Raw genomic sequence first — 20,061 nt, 5'->3', positions numbered from 1 at the left:
TCCGCGCGGTCCGCGCGCGCCCGGTCCCGCCGCGCGGGCACACGCCACAGCCCGCGCACCAGTCGGCCGGTTCCCGCTTCGCCCGCGATACGCTGCCGCACTGACTTCCGCCGCTCCGATCACGACGAAGTCGTGGCGCGGTGCAGGCGGGCCGCCACGCCGTCCAGCAGCAGCTCCAGGGCGGCCGGGAACGCGCTCGACACCATCTGCGTGGCCAGCAGGGGCGCGGCCTCCGCGATGCGCGGGTGGGTGGCGGACGGCAGCCGGGCATAGGTGGACCGCCACACCTCCTCCTCGGCCAGCAGCGCCGCGTTCGGCAGCGCGAGCGAGGCCGCGTCGAGCGCGGCGAACGCGAGCGTCTGGTCGATGAACGCGTGATAGACCGCGACCGCCTCGCGCACCGGCAGGCCGGAGGCGCGCAGCACCGCGAGCACGGCCTCGTCCGCCGCGAGCTCGTTCGTCTTGCCGGTGACCCGGCTGGTGGTCAGCACCGCCGCCTGCGGATGCGCCACGTAGGCCGCGTGGATCCGCAGGCCCAGCGCGCGCAGGTCGTCGCGCCACGCGCCGGCCGGCGTCCAGCCGTGCAGCGCCTGGCCGATGAGTGTGTCGCCGATCGCAAGCGTCAGCTCGTCCATGCCGCGGAAGTAGCGGTAGAGCGTGCTCGGGTCGCAGTCCAGCGCCAGGGCCAGGCGCCGCGCGCTGAGGCCCGCGCTGCCGTGCTCCCTGAGCAGCCGCAACGCGGTGTCCACGATCAGCGTCTCGGACAGCACCGTGCCGCCGCGCGTGGGCCGCCGCCGGCGCCGCTTCTCCTCCGGAACCACCGTCTTCGGCACGGGCCCTCCCCGGAATTCTTATGCCAACACAGTTGACCTTACGTGGCGGGGGCGCGTTTGATCAGCTACGGGGCCCCACAACGTTGCCTGGAATTCGATTGGAGTCTCTCCCCCATGCGAGTCCTGCTGTTGGGTGCAGGCGGTGTCGGCACGGCGATCACCCGGATCGCCGCCCGGCGAGCGTTCTTCGACGAGATGGTGGTGGCCGACTACGACCTGGGCCGCGCTCAGGCCGCCGTCACCGCGGTCCGCGACGCCCGGTTCCGCGCAGAGCAGGTGAACGCCGCCGACCCCGCGGAGATCACCGCGCTGATCCGGCGTACCGGCGCCGACGTGGTGCTGAACGCGGTCGACCCGCGCTTCGTCATGCCGATCTTCGACGCCGCCCACGCGGCCGGCGTCACCTACCTGGACATGGCGATGTCGCTGTCCCGCCCGCACCCGGACACGCCCTACGCCCGGTGCGGCGTCAAGCTCGGCGACGACCAGTTCGCCCGCGACGGCGCGTGGGCCCGCGACGGCCGGCTCGCGCTGGTCGGCATGGGCGTCGAGCCCGGCCTGTCCGACGTGTTCGCCCGGCACGCGGCCGACGCACTCTTCGACGACATCGACGAGATCGGCGTACGCGACGGCGCGAACCTGACCGTCGACGGCCACGAGTTCGCGCCCTCGTTCAACATCTGGACGACCATCGAGGAGTGCCTGAACCCGCCCGTCGTCTGGGAGGCCGGCCGGGGCTGGTTCACCACCGCGCCGTTCAGCGAGCCCGAGGTCTTCGACTTCCCCGAGGGCATCGGCCCGGTCCAGTGCGTCAACGTCGAGCACGAGGAGGTGCTGCTGATCCCCCGCTGGGTCCCGGCCCGCCGCGTCACGTTCAAGTACGGCCTCGGCGAGGAGTTCATCCGCACGCTGCGCATGCTGCACCAGATCGGCCTCGACCGTACCGACAAGATCATTGTTCCTGGTCCTTCCGGCCCGGTCACCGTCTCGCCGCGCGACGTCGTCGCCGCCACCCTGCCCGACCCCGCCACGCTCGGCGCCCGTATGCGCGGCAAGACCTGCGCCGGCACCTGGGTCCGCGGCACGTTCCGCGGCGCACCGCGCGAGGTCTACCTCTACCACGTCGTCGACAACGAGTGGTCGATGTCCGAATACGGCTGCCAGGCCGTCGTCTGGCAGACCGCCATCAACCCGGTCATCGCCCTCGAACTCCTCGCCTCCGGCACCTGGACCGGCATCGGCGTCCTCGGCCCCGAAGCCTTCCCGGCCCGCCCGTTCCTCGACCTCCTCACCGCCTACGGCAGCCCGTGGGGCCTCCAGGAACTCACCCCCGCCCCCGTCCCGGCCGGCCTCCAGGCCGCGTGACCCGGAATTCCGGCACCGTCGAGGACGTCTCGACGGTGCCGCGACTCTCATGGGCACAAACCGGTGCGGGAAGCGCTGCCCGGTCGTCCGGCGGGCCGGGACGGGATGCGCCGAGGGCGGCTGATCGGCCAGCATGGTCGGGTGATCGTAGAGGTGCCGTGTGCCGTGGAGGTCGGATGTCCTATCGCCTGAACGCGGCCATCGGTCCGTTCGGGGTTGCCGGACGTTCCCGCGCCCCTGGACGGCTCGGAGGTCATGCGGATCCTCGGCATCCCCGCCGGACGGCAGGTCGGCGCGGCCATCCGGTTCCTCCAGGACCTTCACCTCGCGCACGCGGACCTCTCCCGCGACGACGCGATCGCCGCCCTGCACGCCTGGTACGACGAGCGCCGCTCCCAGAACCGGTGATGACGCCTGTCCGGCGGTTCCCACCGACGCCGCCACGGCACGCCGTCCGAACCCGGGACAGGTACACCCCAGGCACAGATGGACCCATCATCCGGACTCGATCTTCCAATATACGGAAGTGACCACCCGGACGTCGAAGCCGTGGACGTGCCGCTGTCGTGATCAGCCGGCCGCGCGGGTCAGGCGGGCCGGGTCGAAGATGCGGGACATCATGGTGGCGGTCCGGCGGCGGGTCATGAAGCGGGTCAGCGTGAGCGTGAGGCGGTTGGCGGCGCCGTCGACGACGGCCGGGCCGGGGTCGCGGCGGTCGAGATGGCGCAGGGCGGTGGTGACGACGTCGTCCGGGGTGCGGAGCCGGCCGGAGGTGAGCACGGCCGCGTCCGTACCCATGCCGGTGGTGAACTCGGTGCGGGTGCCGCCGGGGGCGACGGCGAAGACGGTGAGGCCGGTGCCGCGCAGCTCGGTCCAGAGCGATTCGGTGAAGCTGAGCATGAACGCCTTGGCCGCGCTGTAGACGGCCATCCGGGGCGACGGGAGATAGCCGGTGACGCCGGCCACGTTGATGATGAAGCCGTTCAGCTGCGGCAGGAACGCGGCCGTGAGCTGCACCGGCGCCACCACGTCCACGGCGATCTCGGTGGCGAGCCACCCGGGCGCCGCGTCGGCGAAGAGCGCGAACGAACCGACGCCCGCATTGTTGATCAGGCTGGTGACGCGGATGTCGCGGTCGGCGGTGGCCCGGAGGAGCTCGCTCGCCGCGTCCGGGGCGGACAGGTCAAGGGCGAAGACCTCGACCCTGACGGTACGCCGCAGCTCGTCCGCGAGCGCGGTCAGCCGGTCTGCCCGGCGCGCGACGAGCACCAGGTTCGCGCCACGGGCGGCCAGCGCGCGGGCGAAGGCGGCGCCGATGCCGGAGCCGGCGCCGGTGAGCAGAACGGTCTGTGCGTGGTAGTCGACGGTCATGTGCCCAGCCAACCTGGCCCGCGGCGGTTCCGTCCAAGGCCCGTTCCGCAACCCGTCATGCGGCGGGTGCATCACCGGTCAGCAGCCGGGCGGCGGAACGGACGAACTCGGCGACCAGCGGGTCGGTCTCGCCCGCGCGGGTGGCGACGACGACCTGGCACGGCCCGGCCCCGGTGATCGGGACGGTGACCAGGCCGGGGCGCAGCGTGAAGCGGCGGTCGCCGGCCGGGAGCACCGCGACCGCGGTGCCGTCCGCGATCGCCTCCAGCTTGTCGTCGTAGCTGTCTGCCGTGCCCGGGCCGAGCGGGGCCGGTGCGCCGCCCGCGCGCGGTTCGAGGCGCCAGAAGCCGATCCAGTCCGCGCCCATGCCGACGCAGCCGGCCAGCGGTTCCGCGGCGACGTCGGCCGCGCCGACCGACTCCTTGCCGGCCAGGCGGTGGGTGGCGGGTACGACCAGGACCAGCGGCTCGTCGTGGAGGACGGTCACGTCGAGGTCGCCGGCCGGCAGCGGCGTGCGGGTGACCAGCGCGTCGACCCGCCGGTCGGCCAGCGCGCCGGTGTCCTGCGCGCCGAGGTGCCGGGTGCGGACCCGCGCGCCCGGGAACCGGTGACGCAGGTCGCGGACCGCGGGCGTGACGAGGAGGTCCTCCGCGTACCCGATGGTGATCGTGGTGGTGGCCGCGCGTGCGGTGCGCACGGCCTGTCCGGCGTCGTGCAGCAGCCGCTGCGCCTCCGGGAGGAACGCGGCGCCGGCCGCGGTGAGCCGGCTGCCCTGGGTGGTGCGTTCCAGCAGGCGCACGCCGAGTGCGGCCTCGAGGCGCTGGATCTGCCGGCTCAGCGACGGCTGCGCCACCCGCAGCTCCTCGGCCGCACGCGCGAAGTTCAGGTGTTCCGCGACCACGGTGAAGTACCGCACCAGCCGCAGATCCAGATCGGGGACCATGATGCGAATTCTGCATGACGGCGGATGTCGAGATCGTGGTGGCGGCTCCGTCTCCGGGGTGAAGGTGGCGACAATGGGTCGCACCGGATGACCGAGGAGACCGATCATGGCGAAGTATCTGCTGCTCAAGCACTACCGTGGCGCGCCGGCGGCGGTGAACGACGTGCCGATGCCCCAGTGGGCGCCGGAGGAGGTCACCGCGCACGTGGCGTACATGAACGACTTCGCGGACCGGCTGCGGGAGAGCGGCGAGTTCGTGGACGGGCAGGCGCTGGCGCCGGTGGGCGAGTGGGTCCGGTACGACGGGGAGGGCCGGCCGCCGGTGACGGACGGGCCGTTCGCGGAGACGAAGGACCTGATCGCCGGCTGGATGGTGATCGACGTGGACAGCCACGAGCGCGCGGTGGAGCTGGCCGGCGAGTTGTCGGCCGCGCCCGGGGCCGGTGGGAAGCCGATCCACGAGTGGCTGGAGCTGCGGCCGTTCCTGACCACGTCGCACACGATCACCGAGTGAAGGAGCTCGTCCCGGCCGTGCTCGGGGTCCTCGTCCGCCGCGGAGCAGACTTCGCGGCGGCCGAGGACGCCGTGCAGGACGCGCTGGTCGAGGCGCTGCGGGTGTGGCCCGGCGACCCGCCGCGGGATCCGAAGGCGTGGCTGATCACCGTGGCCTGGCGCCGGTTCGTGGACGCGACCCGGGCGGACGCGGCCCGCCGCCGGCGCGAGGAACTGGCCGACCGGGAGCCGCCGCCCGGCCCGGCGCGGGAGCGGGACGACACGCTCCGGCTGTACTTCCTGTGCGCGCACCCGTCGCTGACGCCGTCGTCCGCGGTCGCGCTGACGCTGCGCGCGGTCGGCGGGCTGACCACCCGGCAGATCGCGGCCGCGTACCTGGTGCCGGAGGCGACGATGGCGCAGCGGATCAGCCGGGCCAAGCGCACCGTGTCCGGCGTGCACCTCGACCGGCCGGGCGACGTCGCCACCGTGCTGCGCGTGCTCTACCTGGTCTTCAACGAGGGCTACTCCGGCGACGTGGATCTGTCGGCGGAGGCGATCCGGCTGACCCGGCAGCTCGCGTCCGCGATCGACCATCCGGAGGTGGCCGGGCTGCTCGCGCTGATGCTGCTGCACCACGCGCGGCGGGCGTCCCGGACCGGGCCGCGCGGCGAGCTGGTACCCCTGGCCGAGCAGGATCGGGGCCGCTGGGACACCGCGATGATCGCGGAGGGCGTGGCGATCCTGCAGGCCGCGCTGGCCCGGGACCGGCTCGGCGAGTTCCAGGCGCAGGCCGCGATCGCGGCGCTGCACGCGGACGCGCGGGTCGCGGCGGAGACCGACTGGGTCCAGATCCTCGAGTGGTACGACGAGCTGGCCGCGCTGACGGACAGCCCGATCGTGCGGCTCAACCGCGCGGTCGCGGTCGGCGAGGCGGACGGGCCGCGGGCCGGGCTGGCCGCGCTCGCGGCGCTCGACGACACGCTGCCCCGCTATCGCGCGGTCGCGGCCCACCTGCACGAGCGGGCCGGGGAGCCGGCGGTGGCCGCGCGGCTCTACGCCGAGGCCGCGGCGCGGTCTCTCGACCTGGCCGAACGTGACCACCTGACCCGGCAGGCGGCCCGGTTGAACGCCCGTCCCACCTAGACATGTGCGCGCTAACAAGACCAAGGCGAGCGGCATTGACATAGTCAGGGTGAGCGCTAACATCACCTCACGTCGATTTATAACCGGCATGTTTCCGGTATGCGACGATCCCTCGTGACGTGAAAGGACAGTCCGCCATGCCTCTGTCCCGCCGATCCTTCCACCGTCTCGCGGCGCTGAGCGCGGCCGCCGGGGCCGGGGCACTCGCCGCCCCGCGGGCCGCGCTGGCCGCGAACACCGCGTACGTCTTCGCCTACTTCACCGAGACGCCGAACATGAGCGGCGCGAACTACGGGCTGCACCTCGCGGTCTCCACGGACGGGCTGAACTGGGCGCCGCTGAACCAGAACAACCCGGTGGTCACGCCGACCGCGGGCACGCTGGGGCTGCGCGACCCGTTCGTGTTCCGCAAGCAGGACGGCACGTTCGTCGTGCTCGCCACCGACCTCAACGGCACCGACTTCGGGCAGAACAACCAGTACCTGCACGTGTGGGACTCAACGAATCTGACGAGTTTCACGGGTTACCGCCGGGTGCGCATGCACACGCTGAACACCCACACGTGGGCGCCGACCGCGTTCTGGGACGCGGCCCGCGGGCAGTACGGCATCGTCTACTCCGCGAACAACGGCACGGACGTGTTCATGGTCAACTACACGTCGGACTTCCGGACGGTCAGCGCGAACCAGGTCTACTTCAGCCCGGGGTTCCCGGTGCTGGACGGTGACGTCGTGGTCGACGGGTCCACGTTCTACCTCTACTACAAGAACCTCACCACCGGTCTGCTGTACGGTGCGCGCTCCTCCACCGGCGCGGCGAACAGCTACACGACGTACACCGGCGGGCTCCGGCAGGGCGACGCGATGGAGGCGCCGCTGCTGGTCAGGAACAACGAGGGCAACGGCTGGCGGCTGTGGGGCGACTCGTTCAGCCCGGTCAACAACGACTTCTACGCCTGGTCGCAGTCGAACGTCGGCGCGAACTCGTGGACCGCGCTCAACCAGCGCGACTACACGCCGCCGCTGAACGCGAAGCACGGCTCGATCGCCGGGATCAGCGCGGCGGAGTACAGCGCGCTGGTCAGCCGCTGGGGCCTGCCGAACTGGGTGCGTCTGAAGAGCTCGAACCTCCCCGACCGGTACGTACGGCACGCGAACAACCTGGGCCGGATCGACGCGTACCCGTTCGACCCGCATCAGGACCAGCTGTGGCGGATGGTGGCCGGGCTGGCGGACTCGTCCGGCGTGTCGTTCGAGTCGGTCAACTACCCGGGCCGGTTCCTGCGGCACCTCAACTATGAGATCAGGCTGGACGCGAACGACAACACGGCGACGTTCCGCGCGGACGCCACGTTCACCCGGGTGGCCGGGCTGGCGGACGGCGCCTGGTCGTCGTTCCGGTCGTACAACGTGCCGGACCGCTACCTGCGGCACCTGAACTACGCGCTGCGCATCGACCCGGTCACCGATGCCACCGCCCGCGCCGACGCCACCTTCCGCGTGACGTCCTAGCCACCCCTACGCTCCGCGCGGGCAGCTCCTGGCCGAGGGGTCTCCCATGTCGTTCTAACGACATGGGAGACCCCTCGATCAGGTTTTGGGGTTCGGGTTCGCGGTGTGGAGCGGGACCACCCACTCAACAGACAGGGAGGCCGCCTGCGGCCGACCGGTGCCCGCGGGAGCACTCGCAACTCGGCCACGCCGGGAGCGGGAAGATCGGTTGTCGCCTCTCGCCTTCGATGATGTCGATCCGTGCCTTCACCCATGTCGTGGCGGATCGATCACCTCGTAGGCGGTGATCAGGCCGAGCAGGTTGCCGAGCGCGCCGGTGCCGTCCGTGAGCGCGTCGGTGATCTCCGCGTTGAGCGACAGGCGCGGGGCCAGCTCCGCCGTGGGCGTGCCGAGCGCCTCCGCGGCCGTGGAGACCAGGCCGACCACGAACGCCTCGTCGGCCGGCAGGTTGAGGCGGCGGGCCAGGTTCTGGGCCATCCGGGCACGGCCGAGACCTGCCGGGGTCTGGCGCAGCACCTCCTCGTCACCGACGGTGTCGCCGGCCAGCATCAGCGTGGTCCAGTCGCGCAGCCGGTCCTCGCCGAGCAGCAGGATCGCCTCCTGCACGGACTTGACCGGCACCGGGAGACCGAGCGGGTCCGCGTTCGCGGCCGCGAGCATGCGCACGGACAGCGTGGCGTCCGAGGTGATCAGCGAATCGACCTGGGAGTGCGGCAACTTGTTGTCGACCAGCATGCCGAGCAGTTCGATGCCGCGCAGGCGCGGGGCGGGGAGCGCGGGCGCGGAGACCACCTCCGGGCGGGAGATCGCATAGCCCTGGAAGCCGTCGAAGCCCGCGGCCAGCGCGAACTCCATGTGCTCCGCGTTCTCGACACGCTCCGCGATCACCGTGATGTGCGGGTACGTGCGGCACAGCGCGAGCGTGGCGAGGATGTCGTCGCGGGTCGACTCCAGCACGTCGACCTTGACGTAGGCGGCCAGCGGCAGCAGCCGGTCCGCGCCGGTGCCGGGCACGAAATCGTCCAGCGCCACCTCGTAGCCCTCGTTGACCAGCCGGCGCACGCCGTCGACGACCGCGTCGTCCACGTCGATCGTCTCCAGGATCTCCAGGACGACCTTGTCCGGCCCGAACGGCAGCGGCAGCTCCCCGGTCACGAACTCGCGGGTCAGGTTGAGGAAGCACCGGCCGCCCGCGCCGAGCGACTCCAGCCCGATGTCCGTGATCGACGTGACGATCACCTGACTGGTCGCGCCGGAGTCCCGATGGGTCGCTTCCAGCGACGCCGAGTCGCGGCGGAACAGCAGCTCGTGACCGATGACCGCCCGCTTGCGATCGAGAACCGCCTGGCGGCCCACGTGTACGGTCCGCGCGGCGCGCGCACCTTCGGGGGAGTTGGACATGGCCGCTGTATCGGCGTCGCGGGTGCGGAGCTGAACCTTTCCCGCAACGCGGCCGTCACCCGGCTTCCGCGGTGAACCGGTCGATCGCGTCCAGGTCCGCCGGTTGCAGGCCACGGCGCGAGTCCGGCGCGATCAGCAGCGCGCGGCCGCCCGCGGTGAGCGCGTCCCGGTCCGGGCCCGGCCGCGGCAGCGCCTCGTCGTCGGTCCAGATCAGCCGCCGGCCCTCGACGTCCAGCACGTCCCGCGCGGCCCGGTACTTCAGCGGCCAGCACTCCGCCCCGCGCGGCAGTGGCCGCTGGGTGAGCGCGACGGCCAGCGGCGGCAGCGACCATGCCCGTTCCAGCAGGTGCGCCTCCGGGCACCAGGTCGTGCACCAGCGCACCTCCACCCGCTCCGCCTCGATCAGCTCCCGCAGGCGAACGATCAGCGCGGGCGCGAACCGCAGCGGATAGGTGTAGTCGTCACCCGGCGAGTACACGTCGCGGCGCAGCGGCGGCCCGCCCCAGCCGGGCTTCTTCGCATTGATCACCCCGTCGACGTCCAGCAGCCACACCGGCGGGATCAAGGGGACGCCAGGCATGCGGCGACTCTAATGCGCCACGACTGCCGAACCCCAGCGGATTTTCCCGCTTGCTACGTCGCCGGCCCCGGCCTGACCGCGCGCGTCAGGGGTGATCGGCGCGCCGCGATTCGTACCAGGCCGCGCCCACCGGCTCGCCAGCCATGTTCCAGCTCCACGAGACCCACGGCACGATCCGCAGGAAATGCCCGGGCCCGATCATGCCGATCCGCTCCACCGGCCCGTCCACGTCGCCGTAGATCCGGATCCCGCGCACGACGAACGGATCGAACGACACCATGTCGTCCACCACCAGCGCCACCCGCCGATTCCCGGCCGCGACGTTCAGGAACTTCCGGGTCCGCAACACGGACTCCCCGGAGCCCCCGACCCAGAACACGCCATCCTCGAACTCGAACGCCACCGGCACGACGTCCGGCTGCCCGTCCTCGCCGACCGTCGCCAGCCGCCCCACCGGCTGCGACCGCAGATAGGCGATCTCCTCATCCGTGAACGACATCCCGCCCGCCTCCCGTGCCACCGGTGCAGCCGCACTGTATCAATCCACCGGGCGAGAGCCCGCACAATCCATGCGGCACCAGATCCGTGCCCCCGCCCGAGCCAGAGGATTCGAGGGCGGCGGCCGTTCGCCGCCTCGATCAACTACGGTGATCGCGTGATCGAGGCGCTCGCGATCCTGGCCGCCGGCTTCTGGGCCGGGATGATCAATGTGGTGGTCGGTTCGGGCACCCTGGTCACGTTTCCCACGCTGTTGTTCTTCGGCTATCCGCCACTGGTCGCGAACATCTCCAACAACATCGGGCTGGTCGGCGGCGGCATCACCGGCACGCTCGGGTACCGCCGCGAACTCGCCGAGCACGCACCCGCGCTGCGCCGCCTGCTGCCCGCCTCGCTGGCAGGCGGCCTGACCGGCGCGCTCCTGCTGCTGGTCCTCCCGGACGAGGCGTTCCGCATGATCGTTCCGGCGCTCATCGGCCTCGGCCTGGTCATGGTCGTCTGGGGTCCCCGCCTGCAGCGGACACTGCAACAACACAAGCCCTCCGCGGGTACGTCGCATGCCGCGCTGCTGACGGCCGGCGTCTACGTGCTGGGCATCTACGGCGGCTACTTCGGCGCCGCGCAGGGCGTACTCCTCGTCGGCTGGATGAGCGTGCTCACCGTGACCTCACTGCAGTCGATCACCGCCCTGAAGAACCTGCTCACCACGGGCGTCAACGCGATCGCCGCGGTCACGTTCGTGATCGTCGCCCGGGACTCGGTGGACTGGACCGCGGTCGCGCTGATCGCGGCCGGCGCCACGCTCGGCGGCGTGGCCGGCGCACGCTTCGGCCGCATGCTGCCGCCGATCGTGATGCGCACGCTGATCGTGGTGATCGGCCTGATCGCGATCGGCAAGCTGGCCCTATTTCCATAGACGCCCTTGCATGCACGTGGTCGAATGGCACGGTACGCCGACGACCACGCTGGGGGGATGTGGTGACGGTGCTCAACAATCATCGGGAGGGCCGGGGCGAGGCGCTGGGCGGGCTGGTCACGGTGACCGCGAGCCCGGACGGCCGGATCACCGGCGTCCGGCTCGACCCCGGGCTGCGCTTCGTGCACGTCGACCAGATGGCCGCCGCGGTGCTCACCGCCGCGAACGCCGCACTCGACGACGCGCTGCCGGACCCGCACGCGGACGAGATGGCCCGGTTCACCGGCGCGCTCACCGAGGCGCTCAACCACCTCGGGAGGCCGTGACACCGATCTCGCCCGCGCGGGTCGACTTGACCTGAAGCAAGGTTCAAGTCTTAGCGTTCTCCGGAGCACAACCCGGCGAGCGAGGACCCACGTGACCACCAGCAGCATCGACACCGACCTCTCCGCACGCTTCAAGGACGCGTTCCGCGCCTACCCGACGGGCGTAGCGCTGATCTGCGCCACCGGCCCGGCCGGCCCGGCCGGCCTGACCGCGTCCAGCGTCGCGTCCGTGTCCGTGGACCCGCCCGCGCTGTCGTTCTCCGTGATGGGCTCACCGTCCGCGCAGGTCATCACGGCCGCACCGTCGTTCGTGGTGCACCTGCTCGGCCCCGCGCACGCGCCCGTCGCACGCTCCTTCGCACAGCCCGGCGCCCCGCGCTTCACACCCGGCCAGGGCTGGGACACGCTCCCGACCGGCGAGCCGCTGCTGCGCGACGCCCAGGCCGCGCTCCGCTGCCGCCCGCTGCACCTGCTGCCGGTCGGCACCTCCACCGTCGTGGTCGCCGAGGTCGTCGAGGTCCTTCTCGGCACCCCCGGCGATCGCCTGATCCACCACGACCGTACGTTCAGCACGGTCACCGCCCCGAAAGGACACTGAGTTGCGTCTCCCGCGTTTCCTCACGCCGTCGACCGTCGCCAGCGCGCACTGCGACCTTCCCTGCGGCGTCTACGATCCCGCTCAGGCCCGGATCGAGGCCGAGTCGGTCAAGGCGATCTCCGAGAAGTACCAGGCCAGCTCCGACCCCGAGTTCCGCACCCGCGCCCTGATCATCAAGGAACAGCGCGCCGAACTGGTCAAGCACCACCTCTGGGTCCTCTGGACCGACTACTTCAAGCCCCCGCACTTCGCCACCTACCCCCAGCTGCACGCCCTCTTCAACGAGGCCACCAAGCTGGCCGGCGCCGGCGGTTCCAAGGGCTCCGCCGACCCCGCCGTCGCCGACCAGCTCCTCCAGAAGATCGAGGAGATCTCGAAGATCTTCTGGGAAACCAAGCAGGCCTGACCCCTTTTTTGCTCTGCTTACCGCTACTCCGGTGCCGCCGTCGGCGTTGAGCAGGACCACATCCCGGAATTGGGACAGAAGGGTTATTCAGCGCGTTGCGCGCCGACACGCCCATGGAGCCGCCGGCGAGGTGTGCAGCACTGACCCGCGGCGACGCGGCCTCGGCTCGCCCCGCCGAATAAGCCTCAAGGCGTCCGGCACTTCCGCTGCCCTGCCAGTCCCTGATTCCACTCTCAGTCGCGCAGCGCGCATGAACGAGTTGGACGATCCATCCGTGCGGCTTTACGATGATATTTCAGACATCGATGCCGGTTCAGCGCCGAAGCGTAGCGATCACGTGTGCCAAATCGTTGTTATTCGCCGCTGTTAACAACGATTTGGCACACGTGATCGACTCTCGGCGCCGTCGGACCGCTTTTGATCTTCCGATCGTGCGCACCGCACGGACCGCCGTTGCCCGGCTGCCCCGGAAGCCGCCGGACCGTTGCGACCTTCCGATCGAGCGCACCGCGCAGACCACCGCTGCCCGGCTACCCCGGAAGCCGTGGACCACCCCTTGGGGTGCAGATCATCGGCAGGGCCGCCACCCACGACGAATCCCCAGCTCAGGCAAGGACCGCGCCCCAGGCGCCGACCATGCCGACCCCCACCCCAGCTGGCGGCCCTGCCGATGATCTGCTCGGCTTGACCTGCAAGACGGCATACGGGTCAAGTCAGGCATACGAACCCCACCCACGAAAAGACAGCCGGGCCGGCGAAACCGGAGCCCGCCGGGACCCACGCCCTCCCCCGGAGCCCAAGCCCTGCCGGAGGCGGAACGCCACCACCGGACGCAACGCCGCCAACAGCCCAGCATCAGGCGCGAGGAGCCCGGCTGAAGGCCCACAGCCTCAACGTTGACCCCCGTAAGCAGAGCAAAGCCAGATGAGACGCCCGCCCGGACCTCGGTAAGCAGAGCAAAAAGAACCGAAGGCGGTCACATCATCAGGGCGGCGCGAGCGGCCATGCCCGAACCGACGAGCATGACCAGGACGGCGGTGCCGCGGGGTACGAGCACGGACAGCCGGCGGATCGGCTGCGGGAGGCCGGGCAGGCGGCCGAGGCGGCGGCGGAGCGCGGAGAGCGCCAGGCCGACGAACGTGAGCGTGGCCGCCATCCCGATGCCGTAGGCGATGACGAGCAGAACGCCGAACGCGGTACGTCCGAGGCCGATCGCGCCGAGCAGGACCACGACCGCGCTGGGGCTGGGCACCAAGCCACCGGCGAGCCCGATCCCGGCCAGGCCGAGCCCTCGCCGTTCCACTCCATGGCCATGACCATGCGGCACGTCCGGGGCCGATTCCGTCGCTGCCGGTCTGGTCAGCACGGCAACGGCCCCCTCCGCACGCCCGTGATCGTGACCGGCGTCCTCACTCGCGTGTTCACGTTGATCGCCGGAGTTGCGCACGCGGCCGCCCGGCCCGTGATGGTGAACGTGACCGGCCGAGCCGTGCGTGTGGCCGCCGGGACCATGATCGTGGCCGGGCCGGCGGCGGAACATGCTGATGCCGACCGCCAGCACCAGCAGGCCGCTCGCCGTGCCCAGTGCCGCCAGCACCCGCTCTCCCACCAGCGAGGTCGCCGTCAGCAGCAGTCCGGCCACGAGCACGCCGCCGGTGTGTGACGCGGTCACCGTCCCCACCACCACCGCGGCATCCCGTACCCGCCGCGCACGCCCGAGAGCGCCGGCGAAGGACTCCGAGCTGAGGGCGTATCCGGCCATGACCAGTTTCCCGTGGCCGGGCAGGGCGGCGTGGCCGGCGCCCAGCGCCAGCGCGAGCAGCACGGCCAGCACGCCGACCAGCGGCGTCAGCCGGCCCGCCGCGAGCCGTTGAAACGAGGCCTCCGCGGACGCGAACCACTCCCCGAGCACTGCGGCGCCGGTGGTGGCCGGGACGACGCCCGGGGCCGGGACGGACGTGCCGGGCGCGACCCGCAGCGCGGCCGATCGCACGGACGGCGACGCCGCCAGCGGGTCGGCCGGGTAGGTGCGGAGCACGTCGCTCACGCTGGCGGCCGGGATCGGCGGGTCGAGGAGCCGCATCCCGTCCACGGCCGTCGCGGTCATCTCGTGCCATCCGGCGCGCTCCGGTGCGTACCCATTGATGATCTCAAGGGTTGAGGACGGTCCCTGGTCGACGCTCAACGCGCAGGTCAGGCGGCTGGTCCGCAGCCCACCGTCGCCGAGCGGATGTTCCAGCCCGAGCGGCGAGACCCGCCACGGCACCGGCCGGCCGTCGACCCGCAGCGTGATGGCGGACGCGAACTCGGTGCAGTCCGGCGCGGTTCCCTGCAGCGTCGGCAGTTCCGCGAGGTCGAGCACGGCCAGCGCCTCGATCCGGTCCGGGCGGACGGTCACGCCGACGTACTGGTTGGTCGACAGGTTGCCGAGCGGATGCGCGGATGCCGGCGCGGCCGGCCAGAGCGCGACCGCGACCACGCCCGCCACCAGCATGAGGCTTCTCATGCCGGCACCGCCAGCAGCCGGCGCGCGTCCGCGGCGTCCGTCGGCGAGAAGGCCGGGTTGCGGGCCAGCGCCGCCTCGAGGTGACCGCGCCACGACGGGTCGCCGAGCGTGTGCGCGATGACGCCGAGGTGGTAGAGGTAGGACGCGGGTCGCGCGCCGCCGGCCAGCGCCTCCCGGGCCGGCGGCAGCGCTTCGGCGTCGCGGCCGGCCGCGTGCAGCGCCCAGGCGTAGGCGTCGGCCACGTCCGGGTGCCGCCGCCGGTCGTATTCGGCCCGGGCCGCGGTCACGGCCGCGTCCGGGTCGCCGAGCGCGATCGCCAGGTGCGCGCCGGTGATCCCGTCCACGCCGCCGTTCGCGGTGAACAGCGCGTGCTGCGCCTCGGCCAGTGCCAGCTGTGCCCGCGCCTCGCCGGGACGGCCGAGCGCGCGCAGCAGATCCGCGTACTCCATCAGGTTTCCGGCCTCAGGCGGCAGCGCCGCCCAGATCTCCAGAGCCTCGGCGGTACGCCCCTGCGCTGCCAGCACCCGGGCCTGCCCCCGCCGCAGCGCCGTGCTGTGCGGGCCGGCCGGCAGCCCGGCCGCGTAGGCCGCGGACGCACCGGCCAGGTCACCGCGATTCCAGGCCAGGTCGCCGAGGTGCGCGCGGCAGAAGGCGAGGTCGGTGGCCGAGGTGGCGGCGGTCAGCGCGCGTCTCATCAGGTCGGCCGCGCCCGCGTCGTCGCCGCGAAGTTCAAGATCATAGGAGCCGCGCGCGTACGCGGAGAGGCCCGGCCGCAGATCGAGCAGCCGCTGGACCGCGGCCGTGGCGGTGCCGGGCGCGCCGAGCTGGGTGAGCGCGTCCGCGAGCACGGCCTGGGCGGTCGCGTCGTGGTCGTTCAGCGCGAGCGCCTCGGTCGCCAGGTCGCGCCCGGCCGCGAAGTCGTGCCGCGCGTTGGCCAGCATCCCGTCCGCGACCAGCGCGTCCGCGTTCCGGTCGGCGCGCAGGGCATAGGAGCGCCGCACCGCCTCCTCGGCCCGCGCGTAGTCGCCGGGGTCCCCGGTGCCGCGTGCCCGCTCCACGTAGAGCACGCCGAGCCCGGCCCACGACCGCCAGTCCCCCGGCACCAGCCGCAGCCGTTCCTGGGTGACCGCGATCGCGTCCACCGAGGCCGGCGCCGCGACCGGGGCCGGCACCGGGCCCGGCCGGTACAGCACCGCCGCCCCGATCGTGACCGCCACGGCCGCCGCGACCGTCACCAGCACGCGTCTCGTCCTGCTTCTCATCGCCCCTTCTCCCCTGCACCGTGTCCGCGTTCGCTCCGGCTCGCCCCGATGGACGGGCCGGGGGTGGATGATCAGTCCTTCGTGGTGAACGGGTCGCTCGGCGGGCGGAGCGTGGGATCGTCCGTGACGCGGGCCGTGCCCATCACGCGACCGGGCGCGAACGAGACGCGCGGCGCGTCCGGTGCCGGCGTCGCCGTGGCGGCCGCGACCTGGCGGCGCCGCCACAGCAGCCCGAAGACGACCAGCGCGGCCCCGGCCGCTCCGGCGAGCCCGGCCGCGAGCGTGGTCAGCATCATCTGGTTCAGCGGGCCGGTCTGCGCCGCGAGCTGCGGCACCATGCCGGTTCCCTGCTGGTCCGCGGCCGGCGCGGCGGCACCGTTCCCGGCGGGGCCGGGCCGGGCGGTGTTCGGCAGCGCCAGGTACGGGAACGTACCGGAGAAGCCCTGGTCGTTGCCGTCGACCCGGTCGCCGGTGCCGAGCGCGTCGACCAGTTTCCCGGTCTGTGCCGCGCCGGCCAACGCCTGCAGCGAGATGTCGACGACGTCGTCGGTGAGCCGGCGGCCGTTCGGGAAGCCCTGAAGGTCGCCGCCGAGCACGCCGAGCCGGGACGGGTTGGCGGTGACGGGCGTGGCCAGGTTGAGGCGCAGCTGCTCGGACGGCCGGAATCGGTTCGGGTCCGTGTCCGCGTTCGCCAGCTGCGAGTTCAGGTCCGCCTTGATCGGTCCGCCGGCCTTCGTCGTGAGCCCGGTCAGGTAGATCTCGGCCAGGTCCGCGCGGGGCGTCGCGGGCGCGGGGATGTTGTAGATCTGCTCGATCAGCTTCGGCACCTCGGGCTCGTTGACCCGGGCGACCAGCGCCGGGTTGTCCGCGTCCCGGTCCGGCGTGGACGCGTTGAACGTGTCCTTCAGCCCGGCCGGCACGACCACCTCGTTGACCAGCGGGTTGCCGAGCCGGGACACCTGCACGGTCTCGCCGGTGACGCCGCGGTTCTCGCCGGTGATCCGCACCTGCGGGCGTTCCGTGGTGGTCCAGACGCCGACGACCGGGTTGCGGGTCGCGTCGTGGCCGAGCGCGACATCCTTGTAGGGCACCTCCAGCGCGATCGTGTTCACGTTGAAGCCGGCGAGCGAGTCGTTGCCGGTCTCGCTCAGGTCACCGCCGTAGAGCAGGTCGAAGACGCGCAGGTCCAGGAAGAACGGGTCGTCGGCCTGCCCCGCGAAGATTCGCCAGCCGCCGTCGAGCGTGATCGTGGCCGCGTCCCGCAGCTTCTGGTAGTCCGGCATGGACGCGGTGCCGACCCGGGACGGTGCGACCGGCGCGCTCGGCACCGCCGGCTCGAACGGCGCGCCGCCGAACGACGCCTCCAGCTTGTACGACTGCCGGACCAGCAGGTTCTCGTCGTCGAGCGCGGTGACCGGCCCGTCGTTGTAGAGGAACGTGCGGTTGCCGCGCCGGTCGTCCGTGCTGAACGTCCACCGGAAGATCACGTCCGCCTTCGCGTCGCCGTCGTTGTCGACGTTGACGTTGTAGGTGGCGTCCGTGGCGAACGGGAAGAAGTTCGGGCCGCCGTCCGGCGCCTCGAACGGCATCACGTTCAGGATGAAGGTCACGAACCCGGGGCGGTCCGGGCTGGTGAACGCGTACAGGTCGGTGTTGTCGACCGCCGGGTCCGACGCGATCGCCGGTGCCTCCCGGTGGCTGGACGCGGTCGCGGCCGGCGGTACGAGCACGTACGCGCCGGCGCCGGCTATCAGCGCGGCTGCCGTGGCGGCGAGCGTCTTGCGCGCTATCGTGGACATGGATCTTCCCCCTGCACTGCGAGAAACATGGCTGGTTTCCACGGGCAGGTTCGGTCCCCGGTTCACCGCGGATGGCGCGGTGTGCACTTGCCGACAACCTCCCATCCGGTTCGGTCCGTTGCTCCGAATCCCGGGGTTGACGATCGCCGGTGGCCCCGCACCTCAGCCGTGCACGGTCAGCGCGCCCGCCGTGGCCAGCGCATCGGCCGGAGTTCCCCGACACAGCGCGCGGGCCAGGGTGACCGCTCCGTCCAGCGGCGCACCGGCCGCCGCCCTCGGGGTCATCCCGTGTGCCCGGAGGGTGTTTCCCAGCGACTCGGCGAGTGGGCCGCCGGGCCGGACCAGGTTTCCGACCACGGCGACGTCCCCGGAGTCCGTGGCCGCGTGTGCGGTGTCCGCGAGATGCACGGCGGCTTCCGCGAGGATGCCGGTGGCGATCGGATCGCGGGCCGCGGCCTCGATCACGGAGGGTGCGAACGCGGCCATGGCGCCCGCGCGGTCCGGCCGGCCGGTCAGGTCCGCGATCACCTCGGAGGGCTCGCCGAGGCGGGCGCGCATCAGGTCCAGCAGCGTCGCCGACCCGCCCGGGCGGCCGTCGACGGCGCGGAGCGCGGCCCGGAGACCGGCGCGGCCGATCCAGGCGCCGCCGCCGTCGTCACCGAGCAGGTGGCCCCAGCCGTCCACGCGTCGCCAGCCGGTGACGGGCGCACCGCCGAACGCGACGGCGCCGGTCCCGGCCGCGAGGACCACGCCGGATCCGCCGTCGGTGAGCAGCGTGGCGGCGGAGAGCCCGAGGCCGCCCACGTAGGCGGTCAGCAGATCGGAACACACCGCGACGCGGGTCCCCGGAACGGCCGCGACCAGCGGGTCCCGCAGCGCGGCGCCGAACGTGGCCACACCCGCGCAACCGATCACCACGGCGTCGACCGGCCCGGCCGGAGACGTCAGCGTCCGCACCAGGGCGGCGACCACCGGGGCCAGGTCGGTGCCGGTCATTCGTACCGGGCCGGGGATCGAGGCTTCTGAAAGGACGTGGCCGTCGCGCTCCGCCCGGCCGCGCACCCCGGAGCCGCCGACGTCGATCCCGACGACCAGGACCATGCGGTCAGGCCCGGCCGAGGTGGGTCAGCGCGGCCCGGACCACGCCGTCGCACGCCCGCAGCGCGCGGCGGGCCGCCGGTGGGTCCACGCCGGCCAGCACCGACGTGATCGCCACCTTCAGGTCGCCGTCCGCGGCGGAGAGCGCGGCCCGGCACTCCTGCTCGCCCGCGCCGGTCGCCTCCGCGAGCGTGGCCAGCATCCGGCCGCGCAGCTTCGCGTTCGTGGCGCGGACGTCCACCATCAGGTTCGAGAACGTCCGGCCCATCCGGATCATCACGGCGGTGGAGAACGTGTGCAGCAGCATCTTCTGCGCGGTCCCGGCCTTCATCCGGGTCGACCCGGCGATCGCCTCCGGGCCGGTCTCCGCGCAGACCAGCACGTCCGGCGCAAGCGTCGCGGCCGGGTTCGCGGTGATCAGCACGGTCGGCGCGCCCACCGACCGCGCCGCCTCGAACGCCCCGGCCACATAGGGGGTACGACCGGACGCGGCCAGGCCCACGACCAGGTCCGACGACGTCACGCCGGCGAGGTCGTCCCGGCCCAGCGCGACGGAGTCCTCGACCTCCTCCACCGCCGCGGTCATCGCGGCCGGGCCGCCGGCCAGGCGCGCCACGAACCGGTCCGGCGGATACCCGTACGTCGGGGGGATCTCGGCCGCGTCCATCACGCCGAGCCGCCCGGACGAGCCCGCGCCCGCGTAGTGCACGCGCCCGCCGCCACGCAGCGCCGCCACGCCGAGGTCCACCGCCTCGGCCAGCGCCGGCAGCGCGGCCGAAACCGCGGCCGCGACCAGCGCGTCCTGCGCGTTGATCAGGCGCAGCACGCCGAGCGTGTCGCGCCGGTCGATCTCGGCGGTGGCCGGGTTCCGCTGCTCGGTGGGCGAGTGCACGCGCACGACCGGCCGGTTCATCGGGCACCCCCAGACGGGATCTCACGCGGTGACAACCGGGAGACCCCTACGACAACATCGCACATCGCCGGCGAACGTACCAACGTGTCCGGGATAC

Annotated in this window: 20 protein-coding genes; 9 read left to right on the top strand and 11 right to left on the bottom strand. The window is 72.6% G+C overall.

Going from position 1 to position 20,061, the window contains the following annotated elements:
• Positions 1 to 119: 119 nt before the first annotated feature.
• A complete protein-coding gene (locus J2S43_RS14410) occupies positions 120 to 833 on the bottom strand; it encodes a TetR/AcrR family transcriptional regulator (protein WP_306829533.1) in 714 nt (237 codons plus the stop codon).
• 114 nt (positions 834 to 947) lie between these two features.
• Between J2S43_RS14410 and J2S43_RS14405 the strand changes: the two genes are divergently transcribed.
• Together J2S43_RS14405 and J2S43_RS14400 are read left to right on the top strand one after the other, a co-directional pair.
• Entirely contained in the window at positions 948 to 2,198 is a 1,251-nt protein-coding gene (locus J2S43_RS14405; protein WP_306829532.1) for a saccharopine dehydrogenase family protein, read from the top strand.
• Between the two features lie 216 nt (positions 2,199 to 2,414).
• On the top strand, positions 2,415 to 2,606 hold the full coding sequence (locus tag J2S43_RS14400) for a hypothetical protein (RefSeq protein ID WP_306829531.1): 192 nt from the start codon (positions 2,415 to 2,417) through the stop codon (positions 2,604 to 2,606).
• 162 nt (positions 2,607 to 2,768) lie between these two features.
• Here the strand turns inward: J2S43_RS14400 and J2S43_RS14395 are convergent, their stop codons facing one another.
• On the bottom strand, positions 2,769 to 3,569 hold the full coding sequence (locus J2S43_RS14395) for an SDR family NAD(P)-dependent oxidoreductase (RefSeq protein WP_306829530.1): 801 nt from the start codon (positions 3,567 to 3,569) through the stop codon (positions 2,769 to 2,771).
• 55 nt (positions 3,570 to 3,624) lie between these two features.
• Positions 3,625 to 4,512, bottom strand: coding sequence for a LysR family transcriptional regulator (locus tag J2S43_RS14390; protein WP_306829529.1), 888 nt, complete (start codon positions 4,510 to 4,512; stop codon positions 3,625 to 3,627).
• 106 nt (positions 4,513 to 4,618) lie between these two features.
• Here J2S43_RS14390 and J2S43_RS14385 point away from each other — a divergent pair, with 106 nt between their 5' ends.
• From J2S43_RS14385 to J2S43_RS14375, 3 genes are all read left to right on the top strand, one after another.
• The gene (locus tag J2S43_RS14385; RefSeq protein WP_306829528.1) at positions 4,619 to 5,026 is read left to right on the top strand and encodes a YciI family protein; all 408 of its coding nucleotides are present in this window, start codon (positions 4,619 to 4,621) and stop codon (positions 5,024 to 5,026) included.
• Positions 5,023 to 6,150 (top strand): RNA polymerase sigma factor, encoded by a 1,128-nt coding sequence (locus tag J2S43_RS14380; RefSeq protein WP_306829527.1) that lies wholly within the window; start codon positions 5,023 to 5,025, stop codon positions 6,148 to 6,150. Before J2S43_RS14385 ends, J2S43_RS14380 begins: the two co-directional genes overlap by 4 nt.
• Positions 6,151 to 6,287: 137 nt before the next feature.
• Positions 6,288 to 7,661: a glycoside hydrolase family 43 protein gene (locus tag J2S43_RS14375; protein ID WP_306829526.1), complete on the top strand. Its 1,374-nt coding sequence runs from the start codon at positions 6,288 to 6,290 to the stop codon at positions 7,659 to 7,661.
• A gap of 246 nt (positions 7,662 to 7,907) precedes the next feature.
• On the opposite strand, the gene J2S43_RS14370 is transcribed toward J2S43_RS14375, so the two are convergent.
• From J2S43_RS14370 to J2S43_RS14360, 3 genes are all read right to left on the bottom strand, one after another.
• Positions 7,908 to 9,062 (bottom strand): EAL and HDOD domain-containing protein, encoded by a 1,155-nt coding sequence (locus J2S43_RS14370; protein ID WP_306829525.1) that lies wholly within the window; start codon positions 9,060 to 9,062, stop codon positions 7,908 to 7,910.
• A 55-nt stretch (positions 9,063 to 9,117) separates the two neighbouring features.
• Entirely contained in the window at positions 9,118 to 9,642 is a 525-nt protein-coding gene (locus J2S43_RS14365) for an HAD domain-containing protein (protein ID WP_306829524.1), read from the bottom strand.
• A gap of 85 nt (positions 9,643 to 9,727) precedes the next feature.
• Entirely contained in the window at positions 9,728 to 10,141 is a 414-nt protein-coding gene (locus J2S43_RS14360) for a PPOX class F420-dependent oxidoreductase (protein WP_306829523.1), read from the bottom strand.
• Positions 10,142 to 10,297: 156 nt separating this feature from the next.
• On the opposite strand from J2S43_RS14360, the gene J2S43_RS14355 reads away from it, so the two are divergent.
• The 4 genes from J2S43_RS14355 (at position 10,298) to sodN (ending at position 12,386) form a co-directional block, all read left to right on the top strand.
• Positions 10,298 to 11,056, top strand: a complete 759-nt coding sequence (locus J2S43_RS14355; RefSeq protein WP_306829522.1) for a sulfite exporter TauE/SafE family protein — start codon at positions 10,298 to 10,300, stop codon at positions 11,054 to 11,056.
• A 68-nt stretch (positions 11,057 to 11,124) separates the two neighbouring features.
• Complete coding sequence (locus J2S43_RS14350) at positions 11,125 to 11,382, top strand: YbaB/EbfC family nucleoid-associated protein (protein WP_306829521.1); 258 nt, start codon at positions 11,125 to 11,127, stop codon at positions 11,380 to 11,382.
• Between the two features lie 91 nt (positions 11,383 to 11,473).
• Positions 11,474 to 11,980 (top strand): flavin reductase family protein, encoded by a 507-nt coding sequence (locus J2S43_RS14345; RefSeq protein ID WP_306829520.1) that lies wholly within the window; start codon positions 11,474 to 11,476, stop codon positions 11,978 to 11,980.
• 1 nt (position 11,981) lies between these two features.
• Positions 11,982 to 12,386 carry a superoxide dismutase, Ni gene (gene sodN, locus J2S43_RS14340; RefSeq protein ID WP_306829519.1) on the top strand — a complete coding sequence of 135 codons (405 nt, stop codon included), beginning with the start codon at positions 11,982 to 11,984 and terminating at the stop codon, positions 12,384 to 12,386.
• Between the two features lie 976 nt (positions 12,387 to 13,362).
• Here sodN and J2S43_RS14335 read toward each other — a convergent pair.
• The 5 genes from J2S43_RS14335 to murQ all read right to left on the bottom strand — a co-directional run bounded on the left by J2S43_RS14335 (position 13,363) and on the right by murQ (position 19,964).
• Positions 13,363 to 14,892, bottom strand: a complete 1,530-nt coding sequence (locus J2S43_RS14335; protein ID WP_306829518.1) for a hypothetical protein — start codon at positions 14,890 to 14,892, stop codon at positions 13,363 to 13,365.
• Positions 14,889 to 16,154, bottom strand: coding sequence for a tetratricopeptide repeat protein (locus tag J2S43_RS14330; RefSeq protein WP_306829517.1), 1,266 nt, complete (start codon positions 16,152 to 16,154; stop codon positions 14,889 to 14,891). Before J2S43_RS14330 ends, J2S43_RS14335 begins: the two co-directional genes overlap by 4 nt.
• 71 nt (positions 16,155 to 16,225) lie before the next feature.
• Positions 16,226 to 17,953: a DUF4331 domain-containing protein gene (locus J2S43_RS14325; protein ID WP_306829516.1), complete on the bottom strand. Its 1,728-nt coding sequence runs from the start codon at positions 17,951 to 17,953 to the stop codon at positions 16,226 to 16,228.
• Between the two features lie 162 nt (positions 17,954 to 18,115).
• A complete protein-coding gene (locus J2S43_RS14320; RefSeq protein ID WP_306829515.1) occupies positions 18,116 to 19,054 on the bottom strand; it encodes an N-acetylglucosamine kinase in 939 nt (312 codons plus the stop codon).
• Between the two features lie 4 nt (positions 19,055 to 19,058).
• Positions 19,059 to 19,964, bottom strand: coding sequence for an N-acetylmuramic acid 6-phosphate etherase (murQ, locus tag J2S43_RS14315; RefSeq protein WP_306829514.1), 906 nt, complete (start codon positions 19,962 to 19,964; stop codon positions 19,059 to 19,061).
• Positions 19,965 to 20,061: the final 97 nt, after the last annotated feature.

It is taken from the genome of Catenuloplanes nepalensis (genome assembly GCF_030811575.1).
In the GTDB taxonomy this organism is placed as follows: Bacteria; Actinomycetota; Actinomycetes; order Mycobacteriales; family Micromonosporaceae; genus Catenuloplanes; species Catenuloplanes nepalensis.
This window is presented reverse-complemented; position numbering and strand designations above follow the sequence as displayed.

Bases quoted from the DNA above. Each gene is read 5' to 3' on its own strand.
- J2S43_RS14405 (WP_306829532.1), top strand. From the start codon at position 948: ATGCGAGTCCTGCTGTTGGGTGCAGGCGGTGTCGGCACGGCGATCACC.
- J2S43_RS14395 (WP_306829530.1), bottom strand. From the start codon at position 3,569: ATGACCGTCGACTACCACGCACAGACCGTTCTGCTCACCGGCGCCGGC.
- J2S43_RS14390 (WP_306829529.1), bottom strand. From the start codon at position 4,512: ATGGTCCCCGATCTGGATCTGCGGCTGGTGCGGTACTTCACCGTGGTC.
- J2S43_RS14385 (WP_306829528.1), top strand. From the start codon at position 4,619: ATGGCGAAGTATCTGCTGCTCAAGCACTACCGTGGCGCGCCGGCGGCG.
- J2S43_RS14375 (WP_306829526.1), top strand. From the start codon at position 6,288: ATGCCTCTGTCCCGCCGATCCTTCCACCGTCTCGCGGCGCTGAGCGCG.
- J2S43_RS14370 (WP_306829525.1), bottom strand. From the start codon at position 9,062: ATGTCCAACTCCCCCGAAGGTGCGCGCGCCGCGCGGACCGTACACGTG.
- J2S43_RS14365 (WP_306829524.1), bottom strand. From the start codon at position 9,642: ATGCCTGGCGTCCCCTTGATCCCGCCGGTGTGGCTGCTGGACGTCGAC.
- J2S43_RS14360 (WP_306829523.1), bottom strand. From the start codon at position 10,141: ATGTCGTTCACGGATGAGGAGATCGCCTATCTGCGGTCGCAGCCGGTG.
- J2S43_RS14335 (WP_306829518.1), bottom strand. From the start codon at position 14,892: ATGAGAAGCCTCATGCTGGTGGCGGGCGTGGTCGCGGTCGCGCTCTGG.
- J2S43_RS14330 (WP_306829517.1), bottom strand. From the start codon at position 16,154: ATGAGAAGCAGGACGAGACGCGTGCTGGTGACGGTCGCGGCGGCCGTG.
- J2S43_RS14325 (WP_306829516.1), bottom strand. From the start codon at position 17,953: ATGTCCACGATAGCGCGCAAGACGCTCGCCGCCACGGCAGCCGCGCTG.
- J2S43_RS14320 (WP_306829515.1), bottom strand. From the start codon at position 19,054: ATGGTCCTGGTCGTCGGGATCGACGTCGGCGGCTCCGGGGTGCGCGGC.
- murQ (WP_306829514.1), bottom strand. From the start codon at position 19,964: ATGAACCGGCCGGTCGTGCGCGTGCACTCGCCCACCGAGCAGCGGAAC.